This is a genomic window from Exiguobacterium sp. Helios, assembly GCF_014524545.1.
Classification (GTDB): domain Bacteria; phylum Bacillota; class Bacilli; order Exiguobacteriales; family Exiguobacteriaceae; genus Exiguobacterium_A.
This window is the reverse complement of record NZ_CP053557.1, coordinates 2,677,855-2,695,642: the sequence shown is the minus strand read 5'-3', so window position 1 is coordinate 2,695,642 and position 17,788 is coordinate 2,677,855. Positions and strand designations below refer to the sequence as shown.

Below are 17,788 nucleotides of genomic sequence, written 5' to 3'. Positions count from 1 at the left end.
GCAAGGAAATCGCAAAGAAACGTCAACCGTTCAAAAAAGACGGTACACTACAAGTGGAGGGATGAAGATGAACATTTTAGTGATAGAAGATGAACTGAAGCTGGCACAGGTGACGGAACGTTTTTTGCGTCATCACGGCTATACGGTCACGCTCGCGGCGTCGCTTGCGGAGGCTAAAACAAAACTTGCGAGTACGTCGTTTGACGCTGCCCTCGTTGATGTCCGCCTGCCGGACGGGGACGGCTGGTCGCTTGTCCCGGGCATCAAAGCGACGGTTCCGGCTCCGGTCGTCTTCATGCTGACGTCACGCGGGGAAGCGGACGACCGGGTGTTCGGACTGGAGCTTGGAGCAGATGATTATCTCGTCAAGCCGATTGTCCTCAAGGAATTGATCATCCGGCTCGAGCGGGCGTTGAAGCAACGGTTGCCGGTCGGTCGGCAGTTAGGTGACGTGACGATTGATGAGAAGGCGCGCCGTGTCCAAAGTGGAACGGACACCGTCAGTCTCACGAAAATGGAATTCGAACTGTTGGTCTATTTCTTTGAGCACATGGGTGAAGCACTGACGCGCGATCAAATTCTCGATGAAGTCTGGGGCTATACGTTCGGAGGCGATACGCGGACGGTCGATACACATGTCAAACAGTTGCGGGATAAGATGCCGACGATTAAACAGCAGTTGAAGACGGTCCACCGGGTCGGCTACCGGTTGGAGGCAATCGAATGAGTAAGTTGATGCGAAAGTTTTTGCTGGCGGTCATTGCGCCGTTATTGATTATGGGCGTACTCAGTTTCAGTCTGACGGCGTTCCTCGTCAACCGGTTTGCGGAAGATGAACGTTACAGTCAGTTGATGCGGGAAGCAAATATCATCGAGGAAGCACTGGCAGAAAATCGTCCGGTACCGCGTGAAATTCAAGGGTTTATCATCCGTGACGAAGTGACGGAACGAATCGGAGGACGGGGACGGCAAGTCGTCGAACTGCCGATTCTTGACGATCTCAAACAAAAAGACATTATCGAAGTCCAGGGGAACCGGCTGTTGACGTATCAGTTGATGAGCGGCGATACCGTCATCACGACAATCCGCGAAGCACCGCTCGCAAGCAGTGCCCTCGACGGCGTCTATCTGGCGATCGGTGTGGCGTTACTGGCCGCCTTACTGCTCGCAACCGGACTGGCCTATTATATGGGACGGCAATTCATCCGACCGATCATGGAACTGCGGACCGTTGCGAAACAGATTGGCGACGGACGAAAAGACGTCCTGTTACCGGACCGACCGAATGATGAAGTCGGTGATCTGATTCACGCCGTCGATGAGATGCAGGAACAACTGATCCAGAAAGAAGCGTTGCAAAAAGCGTTTATTGCCGGAATCACCCACGATTTGCGGACACCACTCGCCATCATCCGCAACGAGACGGAAGCTCTGGCGGCCGGAGTGATTCCAGTCGACGAACTGCCGGACGTCACAACCAGTATCATCGAAGAAACGGATCGGCTCGGGCTGTTGATTGATGAGACGCTGGTCTATTCGAAACTGGCCGGCGGGATGATGCCGCTTGACCGGACGGAGGTGGCAGTGAATCAATTAGTCGAAGAAACAGCGGAACGGTTACGGTCGACTTTCCTTAAAGACGGATTGCGTTTGACGGTCGAGACAGCACCGGTCCTGCTCTCGCTTAATCGGCGGATGTTCGAGCGGGTTCTCGTCAATTTCCTGATGAACGCCCACGTCGCTGCCCCGAGCGGAAGTGAAGTGTTAGTCCGGCTGACAGCAACCGAGTTGACGGTGGAGGATGCCGGAAGCGGTGTCGCAGAACGCGACCGTTCGACAATTTGGGATTTGTATGTCAAACAGACCGGCGGCTCCGGGCATGGTCTCGGTCTTGCCATCAGCCGATTGATTCTCGACAGTCACGGCTTAGCGTACGGTGTCCGGGACAGCATGCTTGGTGGTGCCTGCTTTTATATCCGGTTCAAATAAGCAAAAGAAAAAAAGTTCCCGTCATTCACCTGAGTGAAGAGCGGGACCTGTTGGTTATTCAGAATCGTTGGCTTGAACGAGACTCGGTTTGACGAGCGTATAGAACTCATCGCTCATCCCGACGCGGCTGCCCATCTGACAAGCGAGTTCGAGTGTCTCCTGATAGAATTTCGCCACCAGACTATGATTTTTGATGTGCATATCCTTCATCGCTTTTTCAACGCCGAGGACGACTTTTGCGATTTGATCATCGGCATCATTGCGAACTGGGACAACGTTTTCCGGAAGATCGACTTCCTTGTCGTGTCCGTTAAAGCGGAACGACGCCCCGAAACCAAGATGCTCGAGGAAGAAGTGCGGTAACAATTTACCGGCGAAGAACTGGTGCCACTCTGATTCTTTCATCGTATCCATGTCGCGTTTGAACGATGTCGTTGCAAGTGCATAGCGGTCATGTGTATCTTTCATGAACTTCTCGAGGATTGGTACCTGCATCGCAAACGAATTTTTCAGCAGATTATCGAGCTGTTCTTGCGTTAATAGTTCTTGTTCAGCCATCAGTTTAACCCCATTTCGTTTCGTTAGTTCTATCGTAAGAAATTTAGACAATTCCGTCAAATCTTTTTCAAGAATAGAGTTTACCTATTTCACAAAAGGGAATTCCTTTACTATCGAAGAGTTAAGGGGGAGTTAGCATGAAACGAGTAGCAATGACAGGGGTATTAATCGGAGCATGTCTAATTCCGGTGACAGCTTTCGGCGCAAGTAATGTGACGTACAAAACAGGTACGATTCAAAACAAGGACTTCGGCTATTCCGTCAAGGCGACGACAGCCTTGCAGACAGCGATCAAGCAGGATAAGGTCGATGTCGTTAAAAACAAAACCGTCAACACGAAATACGGTACCGTGACACGCAGCGGGACGTTTTCGCTCTACTATAAAGTAAAGGGAAAAGATCAAATGCTCGTCAACTTGAACTTTGAACCGAAAAAATTAACGAAAAAACAATTTGAGAAACAAGTCGGGTTCGGAACCTATCTCGGCACAAAAGGCAATAAAACATACTATTATGTGCAACCGACGGAAGCCGTCAAAGGCGCAGCCGGGAAACAAAAGATTGCCGACTTAATCACACACGATGTGCCGGCGATGATGAAGACATTCAAATTAAAATGAGGAAACTGCAAGGAGCACCAGCTTTTGCTAGTGCTTCTTTTGATGGTCCGATATAGTAAAGGTTGAGGTGAAGTGAAATGGAATGGACAGTAACAGAAGTTAAACAAACAACAGAAGTCTTACAACTTGAGAAATGTGTCAACGATCACGACGGCATTGAATTGAAAGTCGCCGCAGATTGGGTCGGACAAAATGATTTCGCGATTTATGACGATACGAAATTAATCGGTTATCTGCAAGCGTTCGCTTACTTACCGACAGAGTGGGAAATCAATGTCTTCGTCGATCCGGATTACCGGAAACAGGGTGTCTTCACGCAACTCGTCGAAGCGGCGAAAGAGGCAGCCCGTCCGCAAGGGGTCGAAGCGTTTACGTTCGTCATTGATGATGAAAGTAAATCGGGCCAGGCCGTCCTTGGTCAGCTCGGTGCCGAGTACCGGATGACGGAATACAACATGGTCCTGAAAAAAGCGCAATTGTTCCTAAAAGCGGATCCAGATTTTGAACTGCGGGAAGCGACAGCGGACGATCGTCCGTTCATCGTCGAGACACTTGGTTCGTCATTCGGCAATACAGCGGATGAAGCCGAATCGATTTATCAAGCAATTGAGTCGGATGATCGTGTCACCTATATCGGTGTCGCAAACGGCAAACCGGTTGGTGTCATTCGGGCTTACTTAGCGTCTGAGACGCAAGCGAGCATTCACGCGTTTGCCGTTCGTCCGGAAGCACAGGGCAACGGATACGGCAAGAAGATGCTGAAGCTGATGGTGCAAGCGATGTTCCGCACCGGTCGAACGCAGCTTGAACTCGATGTTGAGACAGATAATGCCCGGGCACTTGATCTCTATAAAGAGGCTGGGTTCGTTGTCGGACGTGGTTACCAGTTCCACGTACTTGGCTTATAATTGTTTTACAGAAAGTCCACGCGAGTGGGCTTTTTTTTTGTAGAATTCAAAGACCACAGGTCTGTCCGCTATTTAAAGAAATACGATATCGTTTCCTGTCGTCCGTTGGTGCGCTTTCCTCGGGCGGAACGCAAGCCGCAATCGTCCTCTTCGGACGACCGGGTCTTGCCTGTCCCTGACGGAAGGGACAAGCCCTTCCTTTTCCCGCAGGAGTCGCACCCGGACGACGGAAACTTTTTTGTTAGGAAACTTGTGACAAATGGTGAAGTAAATAACAGGGGGAAACAAGTTCACATTCTAAAAGAAATCTGAAACCTTCTCGCGGTTTTGTCGTATACTACACATATGGAAAAAAAGAGGAGGCGACGTTATGGAATGTCGTAAAGATTCATTACGGACGTTGAAGTGGGTATCAGGTGGTTTAGAGGCAATGCTCGGGATTCCGGTGCTTGGTGGATTATTTATTGTCTTTGGAACAGGTTACAATGCGCTTTGGGTTATGTTAGCGTTCCATATCGTGGTCGTCGTGTTGACGGCGCGTGCCGGTCGGGTGTCAAAAGGGAATATCGTCGGGATTGTCGCATCGACAATCGGATTCATTCCTGTCGTCGGGATGCTGTTGCACATGGCGGCAGCAATTACGATTTTACTGGATGCGGCATTTGGGAACCGGATTATCACGCGGGCACATGTTGAACGCGTCGAACCGATCCGTCCCCGTCCGGTCCGGAAAGAACAGGAGCGCAAAGAGGATCATCCGTTCTAAGCTTTTTTCGTTGACAGTTGAAAACAAGCCGTGTAAAGTAAACAACAAGTTAAGCCATATCAAACAAATCAACGACGCGGAGTAAGTACCGTCAACACTGCCGACAAAGCGAGTCAGGAAAGGTGAGAGCCTGACGCGGTAAGCTGATCAGGGAATGGACCGCTGAGAGCCTGTTGAACGATTCAGTAGACAGGACGGTTGCCCCCGTTACCGGGCTAGCTGGTTGTTGGACTAGCGACAAGAGGAGATTTTTAATCTCAACTAGAGGTGGCACCGCGCGGATACAGGCGTCCTCTATGCATCAGCTTTTGCTGTGGCATAGAGGGCGTCTTTTGTTTTACGTCAAGGAACGCCGAATTATCCAACGCACATTATCTTTAGGAGGAATTTTTGATGAAAAAGACATTGATCGCGGCGGCAAGCACGGCGTTCCTACTCGCAGGATGCTCGACGACGGAAACAGAAAAAGCAGCACCAAATGAAAACGAAAAGAAAGTCCTGCACACGATGGAAAGTTATGATCTCCTGTCGGTTGATCCGGCAGATGCCATTACGTCAAATATCTTTAACCAGATTTACGAAGGACTCTACCGCTTTGATGCAAATAACGAACTCGTTCCGGCAGCAGCGAAGTCACACACTGTATCGGAAGACGGAAAAGTCTACACGTTTAAACTTGACCCAAGCGCGAAATGGTCAGACGGCAAGCCGGTCACGGCGGAAAACTTCCGCTATGCTTATGAGCGGGTCATCGAGACAAATTCACCGTTTGCTTATCTGCTCGAGCCGGTTAAAGAAACAAAGGTCATCGACGACGAAACGTTACAGATTGAACTCAAACGCCCGACGCCATACTTCCTCAGCATGACGACGTTCGGTACGTACATGCCGGTCCGGGAAGACATCGTCAAAGCAAAAGGTGAAAAATTCGGAACGGATCCAAAAACGAACGTCTACAACGGACCGTTCACGTTCAAGAAATATCAGGCGGAGCAAGGCTACACGCTCGCGAAAAACGCAGACTACGCGGACCGCAAAAACGTCAAGATTGACGAAGTGGATGTCAAAATCATCAAAGATCCGATGCTTGCGATCAATCTGTTTGAAACAGGAGAACTCGATGTTGCACCACTCAACTCAGAAAATGTCGTCACGTACAAAAATAAAAAAGAGTACAACACGTTCAGCGACTCACGGATGTTCTTCATCCGGATGAATCAAAAAACAGAAGCATTACAAAATCGGAAGACACGTCAGGCGATTGATGCGGCGTACGATAAAAAAGCACTGACAGAAACGTTACTCGGAAACGGCTCACTGCCGGCCGATTACATCGTCCCGCAGGAACTCGATCCAAAATACGACAAGACCCGTCAAATTGAATCATCATTTGACGCAGCACAAGCGAAACAAGTACTCTCGGATCAAAACCTCGAGTTGACGATGATTATTGAAGACGACGATGTCTCAAAGAAAATCGGCGAATACATCCAAGGTTCACTGAAACAACAAAATGTCGATGTTAAGCTGTTGTCACTGCCGAAAAAAGAACGGTTGGCGCGTGAAGGACGAGGGGATTATGACTTGTCACTCGCAAGCTGGGCTCCGGATTATCAAGATGCGACAACATACTTGAACCTCTTCATGACAGGAAATCCGTTCAACATGATGGACTACTCGAACAAACAGTATGACAAACTCTTGAAACAGGCAGAAAACGAACTCGATCAGGACAAACGTTTGGAACTCTTAAGCGAAGCCGAAACGATGTTACTCGACGATCAAGCGATTTCACCGGTCTACCAACGGAAAAATGCTTTCCTTCAAAACACGGAAGTGAAAAACCTGGCCCGTCACAATGTCGGAACAGATATTTCCTATAAATACGTTGAGATTGACCGCAAATAAAGTAACACCAACAGATATCTAGTCAACTTCCTTCTTCTATAGAAGGTATTGACTGGATGTTTGTTTGTTATGTCTAATATCGATGTGACGAAAGTATGAAGGTGTGAACTGCAAAATCAGGTCAATTCTATTAAAGCGTTCTCAGAAGTGACCGATAAAGAAGGTGATGAGATTTGAAACAGGAAAGGGAGTTTCGAAGATGAGTATGCTACGGAAAAATTTAAAGATGCGATTGTTTGTCTGGGTCTTGGCGATTTCAGTCATTACCGGTGGGATTTCAGCACAGTTGACGTTGTTCTTAAACAGAGGACTTGATGTCGCGGACGGACCGTCAATTTGGTTAGGTGCCGGGATTGGGTTAGTTTTATCCATTATTGGTTCAGCATTGATCCAATTGATTCTCCGTCAACCAATCAAAGCGATTGAAAAGGCGACGGAAACAGCGCGTGAAGTCGCAAACGGTAATTTCAACGTCGATTTCGAAGAAGCAAAACGCGGCGACGAAGTTGATCAGTTGATGCATGAACTCGAAGTCATGGTCTTACATATCCGCAAACAAGCGACACAGATGGGCAATTCAAGTGATAAATTGACGGCGTCAGCGCAGGAAATCGCGGCTGCTGTCCAAGAAGGTAATGCATCAGGCGAAAGCATCCGCTCGGCGATGGCAGAGCTCTCAACGAAGATGAATGAAAACGTCGATCAAGCTTATCTGTCGATGGATGCGCTCGGCGCCGTCAAACGGACGATGGACGAAGTCGCCAAAGAAATGAACGAAGCATTGAAATCAGCAACGGTCATGCAGACGGAAGCTGAGAACGGGAAGACGCTGGCGACAGACTCGGTCGAAGCGATGCATATGATTTCAAGTAAGATGGAACAATCAGCGACATTGAACAGTCGACTGACCGGTATGACAGGTGAAATCTCACGGATTACCGATGTCATCAGTGACATCTCGGCCCAAACGAACTTACTCAGTCTTAATGCCTCGATTGAAGCGGCTCGTGCCGGCGATGCGGGACGTGGATTTGCAGTCGTCGCAGCGGAAGTCAAAAAACTCGCCGAACAGACTGCAACATCAGCGAAAGAAATCACCGATTTGATTTCCGGTGTCAAACGTCTCGTCAATGATACAGCGAACGCGATGACGGACGTCCAAAAAGAAGTTGCAACCGGTGTCGGTCTCGTCGAACAAGCCGGTTCGTCGTTTGAAGAGATTCATCAGTCGACAGAAAGTGTTTATTCGCGTGTTCAGTCGGTCGATCAACTCGTCATCAAGTCAGATAAAGAAATCGATCAGGTTGGTTTGACGACGGCGAATATCCTCGCGATGGTCGAAGAAGCATCGAAACATGCGGAACAGGTCTTGCAGGCATCAAGCCATCAAGCGGCTTCACTTGGTGAGGTCAACGGCGCGATGGAAGAGTTGGTTGCAGTCGCAGAACAACTACAGGAAGAGACAGGCGCGACGCGTCTGTAAATCAGAAATCGTAGACGGAAGTAGCGTCTGCGATTTTTGTTTAAACTTTTTTATTTTTTTTGAGAGAAACTGTTAAACATTTCGGTACGGCGACGATATATAGAGTGGAAGCAGTCATCGACTACAACCACCGCGCTACTCTTGGGCCGGCCAGGGGGCGCATCTCGGAGAAGAAGGATCTTCAAAGAGACAAAAAATTTATTCCTATGGAGGGAAACTTACAATGATTATCAATCACAACATTACAGCACTTAACACACACAACAAACTTTCTGCAGCTTCTTCAGCTCAAGGGAAATCAATGGAGAAACTGGCTTCAGGTCTTCGCATCAACAAAGCAGGCGACGACGCAGCTGGTCTTGCAATCTCTGAAAAAATGCGTGGACAAGTTCGTGGACTTGATCAAGCTTCACGTAACGCACAAGACGGTATCTCATTGATTCAAACAGCTGAAGGTGCATTGAACGAAACGCATGACATTCTTCAACGGATGCGTGAATTAGCGACTCAATCTGCCAACGATACTAACACACTTACTGATCGTGAAGAATTACAAAAAGAATTTACTCAGTTAGCAAAAGAAACTACACGTATTGCTAAAACTACTGAGTTTAACACTCAAAAATTACTTGATGGTTCAGATACTGACGGTAAAGTGTTCCAAATTGGTGCAAATGAATCACAAAACCTCACATTAGTCATCGGTAACATGGATGCAACTGCACTTGCAGTTGGTACGGGAACAGATGAAGCTTCAACAGTTGGTATTGACATTACTACTCAGACTGGTGCTAACACAGCTATCACTACAGTAAACGATGCGATTGAAACAGTTTCAGCAGAGCGTTCTAAACTTGGTGCTACTCAAAATCGTTTAGAGCACACAATCAATAACCTTAAAACATCTTCTGAAAACCTAACAGCGGCTGAATCACGTGTTCGTGACGTTGACATGGCGAAAGAAATGATGAACCAAACAAAGAACTCGATTCTTGCGCAAGCTGCACAAGCAATGTTGGCTCAATCGAATCAAACACCTCAAGGCGTGCTTCAACTCCTTCGGTAATTTGATTCCACCGGGCGTCTGATTGGGTAACTGATCAGAGCATGACTGGGTGAATTGCTGGAACTCCTTTAGAGCCTTGATGTACGACAACGTGGCTGGAAACGGCGAGCGTGACCGTTCTGAAAAACGTCAAGGATTGGACAATCAGCAGCCAAGCACCTGTAGGGAAACCTTGGTGAAGGTTCAACGACTAGGATAGACGACCTAATGGACACTTCCGATGGTTATGAAATCCGTACTCCGTAAACGGCGGGGGAAGCGCCCAGCTCCTAGTAAAACTAGGATGAAGATATAGTCTTATCATTAGCGAAAGTTAATGCGCGTAGCAAGCGAACCAACAGCCGCAAGGCGTTCTCCAATTACTCCGTTAATCGTAATTGGTCATATCATTTACTTAAAGGTCATGGACTTGTTCCATGGCCTTTTTTTAGTTGTCCAAATTTATAGGTGACGGACCAATATGTCCGGTTGGATTTTTCAGAGATTGCTTGTGTCGTCCATCCGCTTGTCTTGAGTTCCAGAATGGTAGTGCATTCTTCTGATGTATACGGTCTAGAAGGGTTTGAGGCGAGTACTTGATACTGTGGATGTTCATATTTAAGTTGGTTGAGACGAGCCTGTCAGTCTAACTTAATGAGCAAACTTTGATAAGTCCACTGCATACGGTGAAACTTGCTCCAAAAATGTAAATGTATTTTTGACACGAGTAGTCTTCACGATAAAATCGTTGCGATTCACCAAAGTGTTCTCGTTCACTATTTTGTTTTTCCTACGAGATTTTAGATAACATTTTGTGATTTCACCCTCGACTAAAATACTTGCTAGTGAGATAGCTTGTTGAGCATTTGATAATCTATCAATCAGCATAGCAAAGCTTCTTTCATAAAAGAACGTATGTTCCTTTATTCCTGATTTTATGAAGTTTAAAATAAAACTAATAAAAAGAATGGTCTAAACCGATATACTACATAGAGAAGAAAAAGGAGTGTTTGTCCATGAATTCCATCAATACGGAAATTCGGCTTCACCTGCCTGAAAATGTCTTACCATACGAAGCGACTCGGAATGTCTTTATCGAAGCGAATCAGTTGGAGTTGGCGCAGGATGGGATCGTCGTTTTGCCGACACCTCAGCATATCACAAAGCTTGAAACCGCAATCGAAAAGGCTAACGTTCAGCTCGAAGCGCAACGTACAGGTTTAAAGTTCGTTAAACATGAAAAACTTAATGAATTTTATATTCAAGTCGTAGATACCAATAACAACGTCGTTCAAGAAATACCGAGTAAAAAGGAACTTGATTTTTTTGCTGCCTTTATGGAATTTAATCAACTGATTGATAAACGAATTTAATAGGAAAGGGCTGATTACATGGCAGGAATACGTCTTAGTGGTCTGGCAAGTGGGATTGATACAGAAACGATGATTAAACAACTGATGCAGGCAGAACGTGCACCCGTTGATCGTCTCTCTCAAAAAAAACAAACGTTGACATGGCAACGTGATGCTTACCGCGAAATGAACCGTGGTTTACTCGATTTACGAACAGCTGCAAGTGACATGTTGTTATCAAAAAACTATACTACTAAAACTGCAATAAGCTCTGACACTTCGAAAGTGTCTGTGTCGGCAAGTCCAGCATCAACAGCTGGTAGTATAACGATTGATGAAATTGGTCAGCTGGCATCAGCAGCATCTGTAACAATGACGACAACAGCAGGTAAGTCATCTGATATAACGCTTTCTGACAGTGGCATGTTTACGGTGACTGATGGAAAAGTCAATATTCAAATCAATAGCTTTGCTGCTGACGGAACAGCAATTAGTGAAATGATTTCACTCGATGCAACACAAAAACTGTCCGATTTAACTTCAGCGATCAATGGTAAAACAAGTCTAGGCATGAGTGCGGTCTATAACGATCTTACAGGTAAACTGGTTTTAACGAAAACAAGTACCGGAAAACTGAATACAAATGGTGCAGATATAACAATTCGTGATGTAAATGCCAATGCTGAGATTGTTAATTCACAGTCAGCGACGATGGGGCAAGACGGCAAAAACGCCAAGTATACAATTGGTGGGCAAGAGCTCGAACAACGGACAAACACCTTCACCCAAAACGGTCTAACGATCACTTTAAACGGAACGTCTACAACAGCCACAACGATTAATACAAAACTCGACACTCAAGCAAACTTTGATTCCATCAAGAAATTTGTTGATAAGTATAACGATTTGATCGATAAAATGAATAAAAAAGTCCGGGAAGAAAAATATCGTGACTTCCAACCATTGACAAATGCCCAGCGAAAAGAACTGAGTGAAGACGAAGTGAAAAAATGGGAAGAAAAAGCGATGAGCGGTGTATTGAAAAATGACAGTTTTCTTCGTGATGGGATGACGTCGTTCCGGAGTGCAATCTCTGCAAAGATTGATACAGGATATTCGTATACGTCAGGAACTGATACAATTCAATTGAACTATATGTCGCAAATCGGTATCACATCAACCAATGATTTCCGCGACGGTGGGAAACTGAAAATCGATGAAACAAAATTGAAGAAGATGCTAGAAGAACAGCCAGAAGGCGTCTATAAACTATTTACAGCTGATGCTCCGGAACCTGTTAAGAATCCTGATGGCTCAGTTACACCAAATCTAGGTGGACTCGACGGATTTGTTCGTCAAATTCAAGGTTTCGCAACGACGATGCGCGATAAAATTTCGAAAGTAGCTGGACTTGATGGTGCTGTCTCGACGACGTATCGACTTGGTAAATCCCTCGCTGACCTCGATAAGACCATGTTGACATGGGAAGATAAATTAAAAACAAAAGAAGACAGTTATTATCGTCGCTTTGCGGCGATGGAACAGGCAATGAATCAAGCGAACAGCCAGTCGGCGACGCTCGCTTCATACTTAGGACAATAAGGAGGACTTCAGATGGCAAACCCATACGCGACGTACCAAACGAACTCAGTGACCACCGCTTTACCCCAAGATTTGACGTTGATGCTGTATGAAGGACTGATTAAGTTCTCGATGCTTGCGAAACGGGCTATCGAACAAGGTTTGATTGAACAAAAAAATACTAATGTTCAAAAAGCACAATCTATCATTCTCGAGTTACAATTGACGCTCAACAAGTCGATTGCCTTGTCAAAAGACCTGAATAATCTATACGACTATATGCAAGGTCGTCTGATTGATGCCAATGTCAAAAGTGATGTCGTTGCGATTGATGAAGTGATCGGTTTTGCGGAAGAGTTTCGCGAGACATGGAAAGAAGCGATGAAGCTCGCGCGTCAACGATGAGTCCGCTTGATCCGCTCCGTCTGAAGACGAAACATCTGATGGAACTGCTTGAGCAGACACCGGACGAAGACGTTTATGACGAATGGTTACTGAAAATCCAGAACTTGTTGAACGAACGGGAAGCGTTCATCGCCGCTCATTCGAACTTACTGGCCGGCGCCAATCAAGCCGTCATTCAAGAGCTGGTTGCAGAAAGTCAAAAAATCGACTTGAAATTATCGTCAGAAACCGCTAAATTAGGGGTACAAATCAATCAATTGCGTCAGACGAAAACAAGTCGAAAATCGTATATCGATCCGTACGAAGAAGTCGAAGGTAGTTTTTCACCGTATTTTGATTCTCGTCAGTAACTTTCTAGACGTAGGGAGGGATCTCGCGTGCCAAAACGTGAAGACAAGAAACGAAAGGTCGTCAAACCATTTTACCGTTCCGATGGATCGTACGATCAGTTCATCGAACCGGATGTCGAGTCGGAATCCTGGGAAGAAGCCGAACGTCCGATTTCTGATTTACCGGATGCGTATGAAGAAGAAAAATATCGACGCGAGTCGTTGTAACGAAAGAGGACCTTCCACCGTGGGAGGTCCTCTTTCATGTAAAACGGTATGCATTTTTTTCATGTTGTTTGACGCTGTACATCGCTTCGTCCGCTTGAATCAGTAACAAACTTATCGTTACGCCGTCTTCCGGGTAATGGGCAATCCCGATCGACGGCGTGACCGATATTGCTGTCCCGTGGAACAAAAACGGCTGATTGAGCTGATTGATCAAGTCTTCAGTATAGTGAACTGTCTCAGATTTCGAACGGGGTAAGAAAACGATGAACTCGTCTCCGCCGAGCCGGGCAGCAACTTCATCTTCCCCGAGATGAAGCCTGAGCCGGTTCGCCGTCTCCTGCAGGACATAATCGCCGGCGTCATGTCCGTACCTGTCATTGACTTGTTTGAACCCGTCGAGGTCAATGAACAGCAACGAACCGGATTCAATCTGCACCAATCGGTCCTGCAGAAAGTCTTCGAAATACCGGCGGTTCGGTAACCGGGTCAAGGCGTCGTGATAGCCAAGTTCTTCGAGCCACTGTTGCTGTTCGAGCGTTTCAGTGATATCCGACAGCAGGACGTAGACATATTCGTGATCCGGAACGGGAATCAGCGTCGTATCGTATGTTCTGGTTCCTTCATGCAACAATAGCTTCCGGCTTGTCTCCAGGCGCCCGACTTCTCGACGGAGTTGTGACGACAGGTATTCCGGGAGTTGCTGACCGAAATGCTGCAAGGCCGGCGGATTCATCGTTTGGAGGGTCCCCATCCGGTTGACTTGAAGAATCGGTTCCGGATGATCGAGAAACAATCGCCGGTACTCTTCTTTCCGCAGTTCGAGGAGGGATGTCTGTTCCTTGACCTGCTGCGCGAGATCAAGCTGGATGACTTCGTGTTCTTCTAATAAACGCCGGTTTAGCCGTTCTGAAAAGTACTGACGAATTAAAAACAACGAAAACAATAAGGCGATTGACAAGACGTAAACAAGAAGCGGAACTTGGAAAAAGGAAATCCAGACGAGCAACAGCACCAGGCTAATGTACGGTAAATACGGACGCGACAACGTATATTTTCGTGTCGTCGATGCCGGGACGCGGCGGAAGTAACGGATGAGTTCAAACAAGCTGAGTGGATAAAGCGGTAAGAAAAAAACGGCAAGATCAAACTGGCCACGAATCAAAAACGTGTAGTAACCGAAGTTCGCCACACAAAACAGGGCAATGGCCTGGATGAGCGTCCGGTGACGTACTGTATCGCTTAGCCCCGTCGTGTAGAGGATCAGAGAAAACAAAATCAGTGCCATGAAACAGAGCGAATAGATGGTCATCGCAATCAGTTCGACGGTATTTCGGGAAAAATCAGGCACATTCTGTAAAATCATCACGTAACCGAAGACGAACGACATGCCGAATAAAATAAAGCCATCAAGATAAAGCAACCGATTTTGACGGAACGAGGACCAATCGATTAGTTGGGCCAAGGTCATCGCGGTCAAGAATAAGAAAAGTGTCAGTGTCACATTTGCCAAGGCGTCAGACCAAACAGGGTGGAACCGGTCGGGTAACGATGCTAAAACAGAGTTGATGACAATTCCGAGCCAAAATAACACAATCGCCTGACCGATTCTACGGTACGGATGATTCGGTCGTCTTAAAAAATGAACAAACGCTGACCAGGAACAGAAACTTAAGCCGATTAAGGTAATGCTGCCGGCGATGGCAGGGGTCCACGTCTGGTCAAACGTCAATGCTAGAATCAGATAGGTCACAAGTAAATAAAGACTGGTTGCGTAAGGTCTCGTCATGTGTTCGCCTCCTTCCTCGATGTCTTATATGTATGGATTTCGTCAACCAAAAAGAAAACCCCTGTTTCGTCCAACACATCGCAGACAAACAGGGGAGAAAATTAAATGGGATGTTGTTCGCGGTACAGTTCCCAGTGCTCGCGGGCTTCTTTTTTAATTCGATCGGAAACCGTTTTACTTTGGAAAATGAGACCGTACCATTGTTTGGCGTTATCTGTATCGCCTAACGTCGCATACAAATCACTGATCCGTAAAAGTAAGACATCGTGAGGAATACCCGTTCGGACCGCATCCGAATACTCAAAATAGATGGTTTCGTATTTTTGGACAGATCGCATCGTCCAAGAAAGTTCCTGTTCCAAATCTTCCAGCAACCGATACATCCATGAAATTCGAATACCAAGCATCGCTTGGATGCTGTCTTTTTGTAACGTGACTTGTGCCATATACAAACATAGTTTGTATAGATACAGTACCTGTTTCACAGAACGTTCTGTTGCAGAGAAAGGTAAGACCGGAAGCGTTGATAAGATGTCCGTTTTTAGTAGCGTTCGGACATCAGGCCGTAGTTTTTCAAACGCTTCATGGAAAATGAAACGACAGTGGCTACATTGGATGGGTTCGTAAAAATAGACGTTAGGTCCCTGATAATGAATGAAGCCATCCATATCGGTGTGTTTGACACGAATATGGCGGCTCAAGACACGTTTCGTCTCCGTTTCTTTGAGACAGTAGGGGCAACGGCATTTTTTAAGATAAAGATCAGGCATGATACGTGCTCCTCAAGATAAATTTAGACAAAAACGTTGACGAGCATTCCTTTGATTTCACCGATCTGGTCGAGAATCTCGAGTCGGCGGGATTCGCCGGAAATGACGTTGTCGGTCAGTTGCAGCAACTTCGCATCGACCTGTTCGACGACCTTGTAGATTTTCGTTCGGCCACGGCGGTTGAAGCCACGCTTTTCTTCGAGTTGTTGCGACTGATCGAGGGCATCTTTTAGGAAGTCCTTGATCTTTTCTTTATATTCTTCGAGGTTCTCGATTGTCTGGCTTTCCGCCAGCAACTGACCGTGCTCTTCGACGAGCATCAGTTTTTGTTGGAGACGTTCGTAGCCTTTATGTTCACGCTTATCCTGCATCAAGGCAGAAAACGTCGTCGACGCTTCAACCTCACGTGGTCCGGTCTTCGGTGTCTGCAGGCGGCTTGTTTCTTGGATGCGCCGGATGTCCATGGGTGATTCCTCCTTTGATTAGTTGAGTAGTTGTAAGACGCCTTGCGGTAAGGCGTTTGCCTGGGCGATCATCGCCATGCCTGATTGATTGAGGATATTGTACTTCGCGTACTCCATCATCTCACGCGCCATATCGGTATCACGAATGCGTGACTCGGACGCCGTCAGGTTTTCTTTACTGACACTGAGGACGGACGATGTTGCTTCGAACCGGTTTTGGATCGCTCCGAGTTTTGCCCGTTGCTGGGAAATCGTATCGATGGCCTGTGTATAACGGCTGATAGCTTCATCGGCGTCGCTGTTCGTCATGACGCTGAGCGCGTATTCCGGTGTTGTGTTGACGCTTGGATAATCGAGTGTCCGGGCGTCGGCGTTGGGTTTGACGGTCGTACTGATTCCGATGTTGAGTGCGCGCATATCATCAATCGTTAAAGAAATGCCTTCGTTCGCGCCTGCATTCGTCTGAATGAAGACCGCATTGTCTTCTGTACTGAAGCCACCTGTCAATAGTTTTTTACCGTTGAACTGGGTTGTCTCGGCAATCCGTGAGACTTCATTCGTCAACTGATTGACTTCTTCCTGGATCGCCGTCCGGTCTTCGGTTGCAAGTGTTCCGTTCCCTGCTTGAACGGCCAGTTCCCGCATCCGTTGCAACAGGTTGTGTGTTTCACTGAGTCCGCCTTCGACCGTTTGAACCATTGAAATTCCGTCGAGGACGTTCTGTTCCGCTTTATCAAGTGCTTTGAGACGGTTCCGCATCTTTTCAGAAATCGCGAGACCAGCCGCATCGTCAGCGCCGCGGTTAATTTTTTGACCACTCGACAGTTTATCCATCGTTGTCTTGACGTTCATCTGATTGGCACTTAAGTTTCGGTAGGCTTTCAAAGCCTGTACGTTGTTTGAAATCCGCATTAATAGTCCATCCCTTCGTAACGCTCATGGTGTGCCGCCCGGACGAGGGGACGGTCTTTCTTCAGACTGGCCGCTTGCCAGGTGATCAGCAGTTCTTCCGTCAGTTGCAACAATTCGTTTAAACGCGTTGGCTCGATGTAAGCCTGTAACGTCTGTTCTGCTAAGTAATAATAAAGTTGATCGAGCTGGGCGGTGATGATGCCGCCTTCGTCGTTCAGTCCGGCCTGCAGTTTTTCAAGCAATTGGTAGGCTTTTTGCAGACGGACGTTGACGGCATCGAACCGTCGCTCGTCGCGACCGGTAATTGCCTGTTCATATTGAAAGACGAGACCTTTTAACATCGTCTCCGTCAATTGTTGGGGAGTCATTTGATACAGTTCCTGTTCGGTCATGAGTTCCGTCCTTTCGCGTGATCAAGTTCTTCAATCAATAATAACAATTCGGCCATTACATCATACAGTTGCGGCGGGATCGCCGTTCCAAGATCAAGGTCTAGCAGATGACCGAGCAGCGACGTATCCTGTTCAATCGCGACGCCGCTGGCACGCGCCTCTTGCAAAATGCGGTCCGCTGCGGCACCGGTTGCCCGGGCGACGACGATCGGCGCATTACCGGACGCTTCATCGTACCGGAGGACGGCCGCTGATTTACGGTGTTTTAAATCAATTTTCTGGTACATAGGGC

Annotated in this window: 20 protein-coding genes and 1 other annotated feature; of the genes, 13 read left to right on the top strand and 7 right to left on the bottom strand. The window is 47.0% G+C overall.

What is annotated here, in order from left to right; genetic code table 11:
• The first annotated feature begins 67 nt into the window (after positions 1-67).
• Both HNY42_RS14025 and HNY42_RS14020 read left to right on the top strand, forming a co-directional pair.
• Complete coding sequence (locus tag HNY42_RS14025) at positions 68-727, top strand: response regulator transcription factor (protein WP_188004692.1); 660 nt, start codon at positions 68-70, stop codon at positions 725-727.
• Positions 724-1,989 (top strand): HAMP domain-containing sensor histidine kinase, encoded by a 1,266-nt coding sequence (locus HNY42_RS14020; protein WP_188004691.1) that lies wholly within the window; start codon positions 724-726, stop codon positions 1,987-1,989. The genes HNY42_RS14025 and HNY42_RS14020 overlap by 4 nt, the downstream gene beginning before the upstream one ends.
• Before the next feature lie 54 nt (positions 1,990-2,043).
• Here HNY42_RS14020 and HNY42_RS14015 read toward each other — a convergent pair whose 3' ends face one another.
• Positions 2,044-2,547 carry a hypothetical protein gene (locus HNY42_RS14015; protein WP_114595083.1) on the bottom strand — a complete coding sequence of 168 codons (504 nt, stop codon included), beginning with the start codon at positions 2,545-2,547 and terminating at the stop codon, positions 2,044-2,046.
• A gap of 137 nt (positions 2,548-2,684) precedes the next feature.
• Here HNY42_RS14015 and HNY42_RS14010 point away from each other — a divergent pair, with 137 nt between their 5' ends.
• The 11 genes from HNY42_RS14010 to HNY42_RS13960 all read left to right on the top strand — a co-directional run bounded on the left by HNY42_RS14010 (position 2,685) and on the right by HNY42_RS13960 (position 13,172).
• On the top strand, positions 2,685-3,167 hold the full coding sequence (locus HNY42_RS14010) for a hypothetical protein (RefSeq protein WP_188004690.1): 483 nt from the start codon (positions 2,685-2,687) through the stop codon (positions 3,165-3,167).
• Positions 3,168-3,244: 77 nt separating this feature from the next.
• Complete coding sequence (locus tag HNY42_RS14005) at positions 3,245-4,075, top strand: GNAT family N-acetyltransferase (protein WP_188004689.1); 831 nt, start codon at positions 3,245-3,247, stop codon at positions 4,073-4,075.
• Between the two features lie 370 nt (positions 4,076-4,445).
• Positions 4,446-4,841, top strand: a complete 396-nt coding sequence (locus HNY42_RS14000; protein ID WP_188004688.1) for a hypothetical protein — start codon at positions 4,446-4,448, stop codon at positions 4,839-4,841.
• Positions 4,842-4,903: 62 nt separating this feature from the next.
• Positions 4,904-5,139 (top strand) — a binding site (T-box leader).
• 95 nt (positions 5,140-5,234) lie between these two features.
• On the top strand, positions 5,235-6,749 hold the full coding sequence (locus HNY42_RS13995; RefSeq protein WP_188004687.1) for a peptide ABC transporter substrate-binding protein: 1,515 nt from the start codon (positions 5,235-5,237) through the stop codon (positions 6,747-6,749).
• Positions 6,750-6,948: 199 nt separating this feature from the next.
• Entirely contained in the window at positions 6,949-8,232 is a 1,284-nt protein-coding gene (locus tag HNY42_RS13990; RefSeq protein WP_188004686.1) for a methyl-accepting chemotaxis protein, read from the top strand.
• Positions 8,233-8,455: 223 nt separating this feature from the next.
• On the top strand, positions 8,456-9,298 hold the full coding sequence (locus HNY42_RS13985; protein WP_188004685.1) for a flagellin N-terminal helical domain-containing protein: 843 nt from the start codon (positions 8,456-8,458) through the stop codon (positions 9,296-9,298).
• A gap of 995 nt (positions 9,299-10,293) precedes the next feature.
• A complete protein-coding gene (locus HNY42_RS13980) occupies positions 10,294-10,650 on the top strand; it encodes a flagellar protein FlaG (protein ID WP_188004684.1) in 357 nt (118 codons plus the stop codon).
• Positions 10,651-10,668: 18 nt separating this feature from the next.
• Positions 10,669-12,231 (top strand): flagellar filament capping protein FliD, encoded by a 1,563-nt coding sequence (gene fliD, locus HNY42_RS13975; protein WP_188004683.1) that lies wholly within the window; start codon positions 10,669-10,671, stop codon positions 12,229-12,231.
• A 12-nt stretch (positions 12,232-12,243) separates the two neighbouring features.
• Complete coding sequence (fliS, locus tag HNY42_RS13970; protein WP_188004682.1) at positions 12,244-12,615, top strand: flagellar export chaperone FliS; 372 nt, start codon at positions 12,244-12,246, stop codon at positions 12,613-12,615.
• Complete coding sequence (locus tag HNY42_RS13965) at positions 12,579-12,965, top strand: hypothetical protein (RefSeq protein WP_233494501.1); 387 nt, start codon at positions 12,579-12,581, stop codon at positions 12,963-12,965. The genes fliS and HNY42_RS13965 overlap by 37 nt, the downstream gene beginning before the upstream one ends.
• 27 nt (positions 12,966-12,992) lie before the next feature.
• On the top strand, positions 12,993-13,172 hold the full coding sequence (locus tag HNY42_RS13960; RefSeq protein WP_026827549.1) for a hypothetical protein: 180 nt from the start codon (positions 12,993-12,995) through the stop codon (positions 13,170-13,172).
• A gap of 34 nt (positions 13,173-13,206) precedes the next feature.
• Here the strand turns inward: HNY42_RS13960 and HNY42_RS13955 are convergent, their stop codons facing one another.
• From HNY42_RS13955 to HNY42_RS13930, 6 genes are all read right to left on the bottom strand, one after another.
• On the bottom strand, positions 13,207-14,958 hold the full coding sequence (locus HNY42_RS13955) for a diguanylate cyclase domain-containing protein (protein ID WP_188004681.1): 1,752 nt from the start codon (positions 14,956-14,958) through the stop codon (positions 13,207-13,209).
• 101 nt (positions 14,959-15,059) lie between these two features.
• The gene (locus HNY42_RS13950; RefSeq protein ID WP_188004680.1) at positions 15,060-15,728 is read right to left on the bottom strand and encodes a DUF2225 domain-containing protein; all 669 of its coding nucleotides are present in this window, start codon (positions 15,726-15,728) and stop codon (positions 15,060-15,062) included.
• Positions 15,729-15,751: 23 nt separating this feature from the next.
• Entirely contained in the window at positions 15,752-16,192 is a 441-nt protein-coding gene (locus HNY42_RS13945; protein WP_131502211.1) for a YaaR family protein, read from the bottom strand.
• An 18-nt stretch (positions 16,193-16,210) separates the two neighbouring features.
• Positions 16,211-17,104, bottom strand: coding sequence for a flagellin N-terminal helical domain-containing protein (locus HNY42_RS13940; RefSeq protein ID WP_131972305.1), 894 nt, complete (start codon positions 17,102-17,104; stop codon positions 16,211-16,213).
• Positions 17,104-17,496, bottom strand: coding sequence for a flagellar protein FliS (locus tag HNY42_RS13935; protein WP_188004679.1), 393 nt, complete (start codon positions 17,494-17,496; stop codon positions 17,104-17,106). The genes HNY42_RS13940 and HNY42_RS13935 overlap by 1 nt, the downstream gene beginning before the upstream one ends.
• Entirely contained in the window at positions 17,493-17,783 is a 291-nt protein-coding gene (locus tag HNY42_RS13930) for an EscU/YscU/HrcU family type III secretion system export apparatus switch protein (RefSeq protein WP_012371297.1), read from the bottom strand. The genes HNY42_RS13935 and HNY42_RS13930 overlap by 4 nt, the downstream gene beginning before the upstream one ends.
• Between the last annotated feature and the right edge of the window lie 5 nt (positions 17,784-17,788).